The following is a 12,889-nucleotide window of genomic DNA, read 5'->3' as shown; positions in this document are numbered from 1 at the left end:
GAGGGAAAAACAGATGAATAAAAAACCAGGTATCCTTTTCTACGTGTTTTTGGCGGTGTTTGTATTTGTGGTCATGTTCCCGTTTCTATGGATCCTGCTCGCATCCGTAAAACCGGCAACGGAATTGTTCGGCGAGAAAGCCTTTACTCCTTTTACAGACAATCCAACCTTTAGAAACTATGTTTCCGTATTCGTGGATTTTCCGTTTTTAAAGTATTTGTGGAATAGCTTTGTGGTGGCCATCAGCACAACAATTTACACCGTTTTTGTCGCTTCCTTTGCCGCCTATGCGATCGCAAGGCTGAAGTTCAAAGGGAAAACAGTCATTCTCGGACTCGTGTTATCCGTTACCATGTTTCCCCAGATTGCAACGATATCACCGATCTATATCATTTTGAAAAATTTAGGGCTGACCAACTCCTACCTTGGATTGATCATCCCTTACACAACGATTGCTTTACCGCTTTCCATCTGGCTGCTTGTTACCTTCTTTAGAAAAATTCCTTTTGAACTGGAAGAAGCAGCAAAAATGGATGGAGCAACCATTATGCAGACGTTTTGGAGAGTCATTTTCCCTCTGGCTGCACCAGGCTTGTTTACGACGGCCATTCTCGTATTTATCGCAGCCTGGAACGAGTTCCTGTTCGCTCTGACCATCAACACCGATCAGGCGTACAAAACCGTCCCCGTCGGGATTGCATTGTTCCAGGGGCAGTTCTCGATTCCATGGGGTGAGATCTCCGCTGCAACAGTGATCGTAACGATTCCGCTTGTCATTCTCGTGCTGCTTTTCCAGCGGAGAATTGTTTCCGGACTCACATCCGGATCTGTGAAAGAATAGAGAGTAAAATCGAAACCCCGGATCGCCGAGCGCAGTCCGGGGTTTTTGTCATGAACAGGGAATAAGAACGCATTTTAGCGGTACCAGAATAGATTAGACAGGGGTTAAATATAATAAGTTATCGGGTTGCTAATCCTGAGAAAAGAGGAAACATCGTTTAGAGAAAATAAATATTCAAACCAACGATTGTTAATATTACGAGTTTAAAAAAGTTAAAGGGATCTGTTTCGTGATTCGGCAAATTTATTTATTGCCTAAGGATGCAAAATTAATAGATATAAATAACTGGCTCCGTGGAGGGATCGAGAAATGGTTTTCTCAAAAAAGAAGGACAAGTTTTCAGATATGCTGATTGATATTTCGGAAAACATGAAAACAGCTTCTGAATACTTCGTCACATATAAAATCTCAAATGCCCATGATTTAAAAGAGTTTTTTAAAACTGTGAAGGATTATGAAACTAAAGGGGATACCCTGGTTCATACCCTCAATAAAGAGTTAAACCAAGCCTTCATAACACCGATTGAACGTGAAGACATCCTCCAGCTGGCTTTGATTCTGGATGATGTAATCGACGGATTTGAGCAGGCTGCAGCTTTATTCGAAATGTATTCTGTGACTCAGCCTACAGATCATATGAGAAAATTTGCCGCCCTGCTGAATGAAGCCGTTATAGAAATTTCAAAAGCCATCTACTTGCTTTCCGAACGCAAGCTGGAGCTTGTACGCGCGCGCTCCATCCGCATAAAAGAAATAGAGTCGAATTGTGATAACCTTCTTCGCACTTCAGTGAAGAATCTATTTGCTGTGGAAAGGGAAAATCCGATTAAACTCATCCAGCATAAAGAGATATTGGAAACGATGGAGGAAATCGCTGACACCTGTCAGGAAGTTGCCAACACACTTGAAACCATCATCATAAAAAACGCGTAAGGGCGGGCTGATCCTTTGGAAATGGCCTTAGTCATTACCATCCTTATCGTAATCGGAGCCTTGGTATTCGATTTTATTAACGGGTTTCATGACACAGCAAACGCCATTGCCACATCGGTTTCCACAAAAGCTCTAAAACCCCACCACGCAATTATTCTGGCGGCGGTCATGAACTTTATCGGGGCAATGACTTTTACGGGAGTGGCCAAAACGATTACAAAGGATATTGTGGACCCATTCACGCTTCAAAATGGATCCATCGTCATCCTTGCTGCCTTGACAGCCGCTATAGCCTGGAATTTAATTACCTGGTATTACGGAGTACCAAGCAGTTCTTCCCATGCCCTGATCGGCTCGATCGCCGGCGCTGTAATAGCAGTGGCGGGGCTGGGCGCATTAAACTGGGCAGGTTTTATTAAAATTATCCAGGCGCTGATTATCTCACCGCTATTGGCTTTCGGAATCGGATTTGTCGTTTACAGCATCTTCAAGGCCGTCTTTAGGAAAAATCATCAGCTGACCAAAACCAACAGCCGCTTCCGCCGCATTCAAATTGCAACAGCAGCTCTTCAAGCCTATTCGCATGGCACGAACGATGCCCAAAAGGCGATGGGGATTATCACGCTTGCCCTTATTGCCAATGGATTTCATACCCGTCCGGGTACCATCCCGCTATGGGTGCAATTCTCCTGCGCGGTCGCAATGGGGATCGGTACTTCCGCAGGAGGCTGGAAAATCGTCAAAACAGTTGGCGGGAAAATTATGAAAATCCGTCCGGTGAATGGAGTTGCAGCCGATTTAACCTCAGCGGCCATCATCTTTGGAGCTACATACCTTCACCTCCCGGTCAGTACTACCCATGTTATATCCTCATCGATTCTTGGAGTAGGATCTGCACATCGGGTTAAAGGGGTAAAATGGGGAACCGCGCGCATGATGCTGATCACTTGGATCATCACTCTTCCGATTTCTGCATTGCTCGCAGCGATTATGTACCTGATCTATGACTTGTTCTTTTAATCTATACAAAGAACCTCCTTCGCAGAGGGTTCTTTTAGTATGTTCCTAGTTTCTAGGATGAAGATAGCCATCGGTGCCGGAGCTTTATTGCTCTAAAGGGTCGGGGGACAGAGACATGCCCCGGTCGAGCCTTATGCAGCAAGGGCTAGAGGATCAGGTGCCGGAGCTTTAGTACGGCAGTGGACAGCGGGACAGGCCCCGTGCCAGACCCGCCCCGCTTTAACGCATAGCGGGACGGAGACCTATGCTCCCAAAGCCTTGCGGCACAAGGGAGGGGGAGCATAGTGCCGGAGCTTTAGCACTTTATCAGAGTGAGGGCCAGACCCCTCAATTGAGGGGGAGCATAGTGCCGGAGCTTTAGCACTTTATCAGAGTGAGGACAGAGACCACTCCGGTCCGTTATGCCGCTTATTTCCCGGCGGCGTAAATGGAGTTCGCCAGCAGCCGGTAGCTATACTGCGGATGTGCTTTGTTCGTCAGGTCCGTTGAAAAGAGAGTGATGCTGTCTTTTGAGATCGCTATAGCCTGCCCCTTTAACGAGTGGTGATTCGGCCACCAGCCGCTTACGAAAAAGTCGTCCTGTTTTGAAACCCGGGCAAGCACGGATGCATCTTCCGGTACAGCTTTCATATAAGAGCCGCTTGCAATGTACAATTTTTCCTTGTTGCTGTATCCGCTTGTGAGCAGCTGTCCTGCTGCGACATCTGTCCAGAGCAGTCCTTCATGATAAGCGCGGGACCCGGTGGTCGTTGAATAATCGAAGCCTGGTAAAAGGTTCTCTTTTTCAACAAAATTTAAGGAGCTGCTTCCGATTCCGATATACGGTTTTCCATTTTGAATGAGTGTTTTATTTCCGAGCCCTGCATCGTCTACGATCACGTCCGCTTCCGCTTCGCTTGCTGCAGACTCAAAACCTAATTGCCTAAGGACGTATTTGGATGCCGCTGAACCGGCAGCGAATACTTTCGGCTGCTTAAGCGGTTTTTTGCTGCCTGTTCCAGTATAAGGAGTGGTTTCCAAATAATATTTTTTCCTGATTGCATCCAGATCTTTAGTGAGAACGAGAAAGTCACCCGTTTCATATCCTTTTTCCGGTTCTAGTATCTGCTGGACCGGTTTCTTGTTTTTCAGCAGTTCATTTACTGCTTTCACAGCTTCATTGTTCACGTTTTTGATAACAAAATACTCGGTATTGCCCTTTAATTCTGTTTTTGGAGCTTTTACCTTTTTCACTGGCTTCATTTTGCTGCTGAAGGCATCTTCGGATCTAACCTCCATCCGTGTGAAGCCGCGGAGGTCGTGGAAGTTATTGATCACTTCTGCATACATTTCGTCCCATTCAGATAAATCTTCGCCATCATAAAGGACGGCATTGACGAAGCCCCGCTTCGCCTGCTTCATATCAATGACATAGGAGCCTTCAGGATACGATTGCTTGCCGACTTTGATTTTTTTGACAGACTGGCTCACTTCAATGCCGTTGCGAATCAAATACTCGGCCATGTTGTGCGCTTCCATCACATTCTTTTGAAGCTTCCGGTCCACGGGAATAACGTAATAATCAGGGAAAAAGCTCTCGTTGTTCCTGCGGTCACGGCCGATCGCTTCTCCTTCAGGATTGACAAACCACTTATCCACTGCGCGGTCATCAATACCCTGTACACCCCGGGCGTATACATCCAGCTGGCTGCTGAACAGTTTCTCCTTGTTGTCGGAGACATATTTGGCAGCACCCAGGCCGGCGTTTACCAGAGCGTCATAGGACTCAGAATTAATGTCCGGGATTTCCACTGTATGGCCCATTGCTCCGTGAAACATGGAATAGGTCGACGTATAGGAAGGGGTCGCATCATCAAAGCCGCTCGGCCAGTCATTCAGCGGGATGAGGTAGCTGTCATATTTCGTATTCGCGATCCCTGCTTTTCCCATTTCCTCGGCTTGTTCAAGCATTCCATCCATCAGCAAATCATACTCATAGTTTGGATTGTGGGGAGGGGTACATGGCTCGATGACAAATTCGTCATAAAAACCATGAAAGTCCAGCATGGATATAGGTGACCATTTAGCCATGGCCTTTGATAGATGCTGTGTTTCAATTTGTGTCTGGTACGTATTATCCCGATTCAGGTCAAATCCGTTCGCGTTTTGACGGGTGTTGTGGACACGGCCATCCGGATTTTGGGTGAAGTTGAAAAGGAAAATGGCGTTATCGAGAACCTCATCGATATCGAGGCGGACTTCTTTTTCTTCCCCGCTGCTTCCGGTCGTTTTAAAGGCTCTGTTCTCTTTAGTGGCAAAAATCCGGTACAGCTCGATGATCGCGTCTACACCCGGAGATTCGTCCGGATGAATATTGTTAATCCAAATCGGGACTTTGTAATCCTTCAGCTTTCCTTTTTCAATTTGTTCTTTTAAGTCCATGGGATCTTCAAGTTTTTGGCTGGCAATCTCATTCAAATACTGGTCTACAGAGGCTTTGTCCTTAGCCAGGACCATAAAATGCATCGGTCTGCCCTCGACCGAATTTCCGAGGTTTTGATAGGAGACGAAGCGTCCATTAATGGCTTCTTTGCTGATTTGATCAATGGCAGGCTTGATTTCCTCCCATTTTAAATATTCATCATAAACATTCAGCTTAAGGGGGACGCTTGCGGTTTGCTCTTTTTCGGTATCCGCTGCTGCTAATTCATAGTTGCCGATCAGAGCAGGGTAAAGCGTGCGCAGACTTCTCGGGGAGACGTCTTCAGTCCCGTAAAGAAGACTGAATTTCAGTTTGGCTTTTACTTTTGTGGTTCCTTCTATGTAGGAGGGCTTCTCTGAAAAAGTGATGTATGGGGCGCCTGAGTAACTCTTTGCCTTCGCAACCCATTGCTTCCATTCATTCAGCGGTTTTCCGCCAAATGTCCATTCCAATTTGTTTAGATCCACGGTGTACCCGAGATCCATTGTTGCTTCAATCTCCCGTGCTTCGGTCATTGAAATGAGAGGCTGGTCGACCTTCAGTGAGGCGGCGGATTCAGGTACAGCGCTTGCTTCCTGAGCGGGCGGCATCGCCATTGAGATAAACAGCATAAAAGCAAACAGCAGCGTTACACTTTTTTTATACATGTTTCCCCTTCCTTTCTCGTAATCTTCCAAAAAGGTAAAGCGTATAAAAAGATTAACACAATCTGGAAAGGAAAAGAAGTTTTATATACATATAATTTTATAAATATGTATTGTCAGATAATAAAATTTTAATTATTTCTGTATGTTTTGATAGAAGGATAATCACTTAATGAATGAATATGCATTTGGTTCTGGGTTATAGCTGCGCTTTTTCCCCATAAACTTGTACAAGGGGGGATGCGTATGCTTCCATTTTTGTTTGTGTTATCGGCTTTTCTTTTTATCTGTGCGACGGTATCGATTCTTAAGTCCTGGTGGAAACCGGGCTGGCGCGGTTTAAGCGCATGGGAGCTCTTAATAGAAAGAGAGGAGGAAAGAGAAGACGCAAATTAGGTCTTCCTTGTTTTTCAATAAATCCACTCTACTATTAAAGCAAAAGCAGGGGGGATGAAGAGGGATGAAGCTTGATCATATTGTTCATTATGTGCAAAAGCCTGCCGGACAGGCAGGAGCTGAATTTCAGCTGCTTGGGTTTCATACGGTTCCAGGGGGACGCCATGAGGATTGGGGGACAGCCAATAGCTTAAGTTATTTTGGCCTGGAATACATTGAACTGCTGTCCATAGAAAACCAGGAAAAAGCAGCAGCGTCCGATAATCCGCTTATCAGCATGTGTGCCTCTTTAAAAGAGCAGGGGCTGTGCCAAGTGGGGATTCGAACGGAGGAAATGGAAGAGCTGGCGGACCTTCTGCTACATCAGGGTTTGACTGTATCAGGTCCGTTCCCGGGGAGCCGCAAGCGGGAGGATGGGAGCGTTATTTCCTGGAGGATGCTGTTTGCCGGCCATCCTGAATCGGACTGTTCCCTGCCGTTTTTCATTGAATGGGGGACTCCGGATCAAGTCAGGAAGGAAGACTTGATCCGGACAGGTGCACTTGCTCCTCATCCTAATGGAATAAAAGCGATTAAAGAGGTTCTGTTTTTTACAGAAAATCCTTTAGAACTTGCATCCAGATGGTCTGAATGGTTTGGCCTGGAGAAGCAGTCCGCGGAAAGCGGCCAAGCGAAGCTCCGCCTTGGGGATCAAAACCTGCTTTTTCAGCAAAGGGAAAAGCACGTTCAGCCTGGAATGTATGCCGTTTCTTTTAGTGAAAGAAAAACGAAAGAGCTCCGTGAAAAGAAATGGCTCGGGGGGACATATTTTGTCTGAGACTATATTTTCTAAACAGCCTCTATATGTTAACATTATAAACACAAAGGTTAACATATAGAGGGGGAAAAAGGGTGGAGAATGAAAGAAAGAAACTCCGCATGCTGATTTTATGCGGAATGTTTGCCGCGATTACCGCGGTGTTTGCGCAGATTGAAATTCCGTTGCCGCTTGTTCCGATCAGTGGACAAACGTTGGCTGTAGGTATTGCGGCAACCATCCTCGGGAGCCGTTACGGGGCGATGGCTATGCTTGTTTATGCGGGGCTTGGAGCGGCTGGGCTTCCTGTTTTTGCGGAGGCAAAAGGCGGGCTTCATATCCTGGCGGGACCAACCGGCGGCTATATTGCAGGTTTCGTTGCCGCAGCTTTTCTCACAGGGCTATTCCTGGAAAAAACGAAATTTACATTTGGATTTGCACTGGCTGCGAATATCATCGGTATGGCGGTCACGCTCCTTTTTGGAACCGTCTGGCTTAAAATTGTCATGGCATTCTCATGGGACCAGGCTCTCGCAGCTGGTACTGCACCGTTTATCGTTGTAGGGCTCATTAAAGCCTTTCTTGCAAGCTGGATTGGAATTGCTGTAAGAAAGCGGCTTGTGCTGGCAAAAATGCTTGAACATAAGGCGGAAGCTGCTTAATCTCCAAAGCTCATTCCTGAATGGGCTTTTTTGCTGTTTAGATCACGATGTAATGAGACTTTGTGATAGAAGGATCTTCACCCGGCTCCAGTGCTTAGTCCTTCGAGGCTTTAAGTCCCTCAACATGCGGAGGCCCGCAGCGCTCGGGTCAGTTCAGGAGAGCCGCAGGACGCTGCGGCCTTGGCAGAACTCATTATTTGTTTTGTAGGAAAAAAATAAGCCGGCATTTTGTACGATTACATCCTGGTCATAGTCCATAGAAGCAACATGATAGGAATTGGGCAGCGGGATTAGCTTTTTTCTGCTGGAAGAAATGGCTGCAATAATGTTTTGAGAACAGGCTGCAGGAACTACATGATCTTCAGGAGAATAAAAAACAGCGGCGGGGCACGAGACTTGCTCAAGCATTCCGGCTGCTTCGGCCATCGTCTTCTTCAGCTCGTAAACAGCTGCAGCAGGTACTTGATCATAAGCAATCTCCTCCGCTGCCTGATTTTTGATATCGGGTCTTCCTTCTTTTACATATCCTGTCGGTTCTTTGATTGCATCATAGCAGGGAGCTTCAAGAGCGGCATTGATTAAGCCGATTCCATCCATATCCGGGAATTTGCCGGCGAGCTTGATTGTCAGGCTTCCGCCCATTGATTGCCCGATCACATACACATTTGTGTAGCGATTTTTTAGCTGGAGATAAGCTGTTTCCAATGAGTGATACCAATCCTGCGCGGTGCAAGCCTTCATATCAGACGGGCTAGTGCCATGGCCGGCAAGTCGGGGGGCATGGATCGAATATCCAAGTTCAGCGAATTTTTCTCCGAGAGATTCCATGCTTTGCGGAGTCCCGTTGAATCCATGGCATAAAAGAATCACTTCCTCCGTGCTTTTTTGTATGGAAAAGGAATGGGCTCCTGGCAGGACCGGTTTTAATTCTTGCATATCATTCTGCCTCCTTGCCTGTTATCCTATATGCTGAAAACGATGGTGCAATTTTAATTAAATCATATAAGATTACTAGGTTTTAAACACATTAGCATGGATGACAGGAACTGTCAATGAGAGATTATCCAGAACGGAAGAACGCAGTTTTGCCAGGAAATGATAAACTGGAAAAATAGGATACTGAAGGAGAGTGAAAGCGATGACGACGCTTGGGATGATCCGGCATGGAATTACAGAATGGAATATGGAGGGCAGGGCTCAGGGAAGTTCTGATATCCCGTTGCATGAACAAGGGATATTGGAGGCAAAAAGGCTTGCCCAAAGGATAAGGGAAGAACGGTGGGATTTGCTATATTCGAGCCCGCTTAAAAGAGCAAAGCAAACTGCAGACATCATCAGTGCAGAGCTTGGCGGTATAGAAGTGGCAATAGATGAACGGCTTCGTGAAACGGGCGGCGGGCAGATTGAAGGAACCACGGAGGCAGAACGGCTGGAGAAATGGGGCAGCGGATGGAGAGAGCTTGATCTGGACCGGGAAACTTCCAGGCAAGTGATAGAGAGAGGTTTGCACTTTATTGAAGATGTGGTGCAAAAGCACCCTGACAAACAGATCCTAGTCGTATCCCACGGCTCCTTTCTGCGGCATGTACTTCAGGAGCTCGTGCCGTCGGGTGAAAAGCAGGAAGCACTTAAGAACACGTCCATTACCCACTTGACTGCAGATAAGGAAAAATGGTCCTGCGGCTTATACAACTGTACAAAGCACCTGGAAATCTGATAGACCGTCGCCTCATTTCTCTGCTGGGAGAAACGGGGTTTTTATCTCTTTTTTTGCTGTTCATATAGATGGTCCTTTGGACAGCGCTGAAAAATGCCAAATCGGTTGCACTCCCTTCACAATGCCCTTCTGTACTGGATATTTGTCCTGGCAGCTGACTGCCAGGAGGTCCCTTTTCAAGTGTTTCACCTCGCCTTTTCCATAGTCTCGATTATTAAATCCTTGCAATGGGGTGCCGGTATTACTGCCCTCACTTAACTAGTCTGAAAAAAGGAGTCTATACGCCAGCATTATTACCGAAAGAGCCGTTGGCAAGGATAGGTGAGCCTGTTTTCTACTATTATATATATCCCTTTATTTACTGAGTGGTTTGTTAAAGAGCGGCGATAATGATCATTTCGTTATTTCTTCCGCAAAGGCTGCAATGGAATGAATGAGTTCCTCAGCGGATTGACTGCGGCTTAAGCGGGGGCTTTGTCCGCACCATAATGACATATATTCCGGATTGTCCTGATCAAACGCCGCTTTGCGCAGTGGTTTCGTTAACTCATTCTGCATCGGATACGGCAGGATTCTTGTTTCCTGTTCCATATCATAAATAAACTGGTTTTTTATCCCCCGTGCTTCTTTGCCGGAAAAAGCTTTGGTTAAAACAATCTGATCCTCCCTTGCGTTTAAAACGGCTTCTTTATAAAGGGGATGGGCCTGGCTTTCAAAGGTAGTCAGGAAGGCTGTTCCCATTTGGACTCCTTGAGCCCCCAAGCATAATGCCGCCCGAAAACCCCTTGCATCCATGATGCCGCCTGCAGCGATTACAGGTACTTTGACGATATCGCAGATTTGCGGAACAAGGGACATCAGCCCAAGCATATGCTGCCCGGGCGGACCGGAGAACGTACCCCGGTGTCCTCCCGCTTCACTGCCTTGGGCAGTAATGGCATCCATCCCCTGCTCTTCCAGCAGAATGGCTTCCATCACGGATGTGGCCGTTCCAATGACAAACGTACCGTTTTTTTGAAGCTCGGCCACATCTTCTTTAGCCGGCATCCCAAATGTAAAAGAGCAGACTGAAACCTTCTCTCTCAAAACCGTTTCCAGCTGCTCCTCATAATGCCCTTTTCCTCCAAGCTTTGCAGGAGGGCTTTCCTGAACGGCTAAATCTTTGCGGATAGGGCGAAGAGCTTCATATGCATTTTGAATCTCGCTTGCGGAAGCATCCGTCTGTTCAGGAACGAACAAGTTGACAGAAAAAGGCCTTTCCATGCTGCTTTTAATGTCAGAAATTAAATCAGCAAGATCCTCCGCGTTCATATACCCTGCTCCAATCGAGCCAAGACAGCCGGCCCGTGACACCGCACAAACTAACTCCGACCCGGTTATGCCTCCTGCCATAGGAGCCTGGATAATCGGATATCGGACGCTTAATCGTTCTTTCAAAGACGCTGTCATGTACAACTCCCCCATTCCATAATGAAAACTTAGACATTTTTAGCTGAAATCCTTTAAATTCCTCGTAAATCCTGTCTTTAAGATGCTTTGGTGCCCGGCTGCAGACCTATGACCCGTGAGCTGCCGCAATCACAGAAGGAAGCTGCAAAAGAGAAGTCGGGGATTGAAACCAATTCAGATGGAATGAATAAGATAATTGGGCATTGGAGCCAATAGCTTTTTGTCCTTCACTTATGGTATATTTTTTGAAGTGCATCTAACTTGAGAGCCGCTCTGCAGGTCAGAGCTGAATAAATTGATATAGAACGAGGTATATACATGAACTTAAAACAGGAAATTAATAAACGCAAAACCTTTGCGATTATTTCCCACCCGGATGCCGGGAAAACAACGCTCACAGAAAAATTGCTTCTTTTTGGAAATGTGATCCGGTCAGCAGGAACGGTTAAAGGAAAAAAATCAGGCAAGTTTGCAGCATCCGACTGGATGGAAATCGAGAAAAAGCGGGGAATTTCCGTTACTTCCAGCGTCATGAGCTTCCCTTATCATGATTTTCACGTCAACATTCTCGATACCCCCGGACATGAAGACTTCAGTGAAGATACGTACCGCACATTGACTGCTGTAGACAGTGTAGTCATGATTATTGACTCGACTAAAGGGGTCGAGCCTCAGACGATTAAGCTGTTTAAAGTGTGCCGGATGCGTGGAATTCCAATTTTTACATTTATGAACAAGCTGGACCGCGAAGGCCGGGATCCGCTTGAACTGCTGGAGGAGATTGAAGAAGTTCTTGGAATTGAATCTTATCCGATGAACTGGCCGGTAGGAATGGGAAAACGGTTCCTCGGTATTTATGACCGCTATTCCGATTCTTTCGTCCGCTTTACCGGAAACGAAGAAGAAACGGTATACAAAGCAGGGGAGATGGAAGAAAAAGCCGAGGATGTTTACGAGAATCCGACTTATCAGGATACGCTTGGGGAGCTTGAGCTTTTAAATGAGGCGGGCAACGAATTTGATGCAGAGCGTGTGAAAAATGGCGAGCTGACGCCTGTTTTCTTTGGAAGCGCCCTTTCTAATTTCGGCGTTCAAACCTTCTTTGACACATTCCTTCAGTTTGCTGCCTCTCCGCAGCCCCGCAGAACTAACGAGGGCTTTGTGGAGCCTGAGAAAGAAGATTTTTCGGGCTACGTATTTAAAATACAAGCCAATATGAACACGAAGCACAGAGACCGGATCGCATTTCTGCGGATTTGCTCCGGCACATTCGAACGCGGAATGAACGTGACGCTGAGCAGAACGAATAAAGTGATTAAGCTGTCCCAGTCACAGTCCTTTATGGCAGGAGACCGGGAGACAGTGGATACAGCTTATCCAGGGGATATTATCGGCATCTATGATCCAAACGCCTATCAAATCGGCGATACACTCGTCGCCGGGAAAGACCGGTTTGAATACGAGGAATTGCCGCAATTTCCGCCTGAAATGTTCAAAAAGGTCCGTGCGAAAAACGTGATGAAATCGAAGCAATTCAAGAAAGGAATCGATCAGCTCGTACAGGAAGGAGCCATCCAGTTTTTCCGCCAGGAGCTGAACGATGATATTATCCTCGGCGCAGTCGGACAGCTTCAGTTTGAAGTGTTTGAGGAACGGATGCGCTCTGAGTACAATGTGGAAATTGAACTCAGTTCACTCGGCGACCGGATCGCCCGCTGGATTGAAGACGAAAAAGTCGACCGCAAAAAATTTGATAACCGCAGTCTGCTTGTCAAAGACCGTTATGGACAGTATGCGGTTCTATTTGAAAATGACTTTACGTACCGGTATTTCCGGGACAACAACAAGGATATCAAATTGATCGACTTGCTTGAAAGCAACGATTACCAAAGCTATAAAAGGTAGGCATGAAAAACGTGCCCAGAGCATAATGCTCTGGGCACGTTTTTTTTGCTTTTTAGCCGTCAGGG

General features: G+C 46.5%; 11 protein-coding genes. 8 read left to right on the top strand and 3 right to left on the bottom strand.

Annotated features, from left to right (window positions below):
- Positions 1-13 precede the first annotated feature (13 nt).
- The 3 genes from ACQCV8_RS01845 (at position 14) to ACQCV8_RS01835 (ending at position 2,794) form a co-directional block, all read left to right on the top strand.
- Positions 14-841, top strand: a complete 828-nt coding sequence (locus tag ACQCV8_RS01845) for a carbohydrate ABC transporter permease (protein WP_426842833.1) — start codon at positions 14-16, stop codon at positions 839-841.
- 309 nt (positions 842-1,150) lie between these two features.
- Complete coding sequence (locus tag ACQCV8_RS01840; protein ID WP_426842832.1) at positions 1,151-1,774, top strand: DUF47 domain-containing protein; 624 nt, start codon at positions 1,151-1,153, stop codon at positions 1,772-1,774.
- A 21-nt stretch (positions 1,775-1,795) separates the two neighbouring features.
- The gene (locus ACQCV8_RS01835; protein ID WP_426843349.1) at positions 1,796-2,794 is read left to right on the top strand and encodes an anion permease; all 999 of its coding nucleotides are present in this window, start codon (positions 1,796-1,798) and stop codon (positions 2,792-2,794) included.
- Between the two features lie 408 nt (positions 2,795-3,202).
- Here ACQCV8_RS01835 and ACQCV8_RS01830 read toward each other — a convergent pair whose 3' ends face one another.
- Entirely contained in the window at positions 3,203-5,902 is a 2,700-nt protein-coding gene (locus tag ACQCV8_RS01830; RefSeq protein WP_426842831.1) for a M14 family metallopeptidase, read from the bottom strand.
- 243 nt (positions 5,903-6,145) lie between these two features.
- On the opposite strand from ACQCV8_RS01830, the gene ACQCV8_RS01825 reads away from it, so the two are divergent.
- The 3 genes from ACQCV8_RS01825 to ACQCV8_RS01815 all read left to right on the top strand — a co-directional run bounded on the left by ACQCV8_RS01825 (position 6,146) and on the right by ACQCV8_RS01815 (position 7,753).
- On the top strand, positions 6,146-6,295 hold the full coding sequence (locus tag ACQCV8_RS01825) for a hypothetical protein (RefSeq protein ID WP_426842830.1): 150 nt from the start codon (positions 6,146-6,148) through the stop codon (positions 6,293-6,295).
- Positions 6,296-6,359: 64 nt separating this feature from the next.
- Positions 6,360-7,112 carry a VOC family protein gene (locus ACQCV8_RS01820; protein ID WP_426842829.1) on the top strand — a complete coding sequence of 251 codons (753 nt, stop codon included), beginning with the start codon at positions 6,360-6,362 and terminating at the stop codon, positions 7,110-7,112.
- Between the two features lie 74 nt (positions 7,113-7,186).
- Positions 7,187-7,753, top strand: coding sequence for a biotin transporter BioY (locus ACQCV8_RS01815; RefSeq protein WP_426842828.1), 567 nt, complete (start codon positions 7,187-7,189; stop codon positions 7,751-7,753).
- Positions 7,754-7,906: 153 nt separating this feature from the next.
- On the opposite strand, the gene ACQCV8_RS01810 is transcribed toward ACQCV8_RS01815, so the two are convergent.
- Positions 7,907-8,689: an alpha/beta hydrolase gene (locus ACQCV8_RS01810; RefSeq protein ID WP_426842827.1), complete on the bottom strand. Its 783-nt coding sequence runs from the start codon at positions 8,687-8,689 to the stop codon at positions 7,907-7,909.
- 202 nt (positions 8,690-8,891) lie between these two features.
- Here ACQCV8_RS01810 and ACQCV8_RS01805 point away from each other — a divergent pair, with 202 nt between their 5' ends.
- Positions 8,892-9,470 (top strand): histidine phosphatase family protein, encoded by a 579-nt coding sequence (locus ACQCV8_RS01805; protein ID WP_426842826.1) that lies wholly within the window; start codon positions 8,892-8,894, stop codon positions 9,468-9,470.
- Between the two features lie 393 nt (positions 9,471-9,863).
- Here ACQCV8_RS01805 and ACQCV8_RS01800 read toward each other — a convergent pair whose 3' ends face one another.
- Positions 9,864-10,919, bottom strand: a complete 1,056-nt coding sequence (locus ACQCV8_RS01800; RefSeq protein WP_426842825.1) for an NAD(P)H-dependent flavin oxidoreductase — start codon at positions 10,917-10,919, stop codon at positions 9,864-9,866.
- Positions 10,920-11,237: 318 nt separating this feature from the next.
- Between ACQCV8_RS01800 and ACQCV8_RS01795 the strand changes: the two genes are divergently transcribed.
- Positions 11,238-12,824, top strand: coding sequence for a peptide chain release factor 3 (locus ACQCV8_RS01795; protein ID WP_426842824.1), 1,587 nt, complete (start codon positions 11,238-11,240; stop codon positions 12,822-12,824).
- Positions 12,825-12,889: the final 65 nt, after the last annotated feature.

Origin of the sequence: Metabacillus sp. 84 (genome assembly GCF_050107715.1) — a bacterium.
In the GTDB taxonomy this organism is placed as follows: Bacteria; Bacillota; Bacilli; order Bacillales; family Bacillaceae; genus Metabacillus_B.
This window is presented reverse-complemented; position numbering and strand designations above follow the sequence as displayed.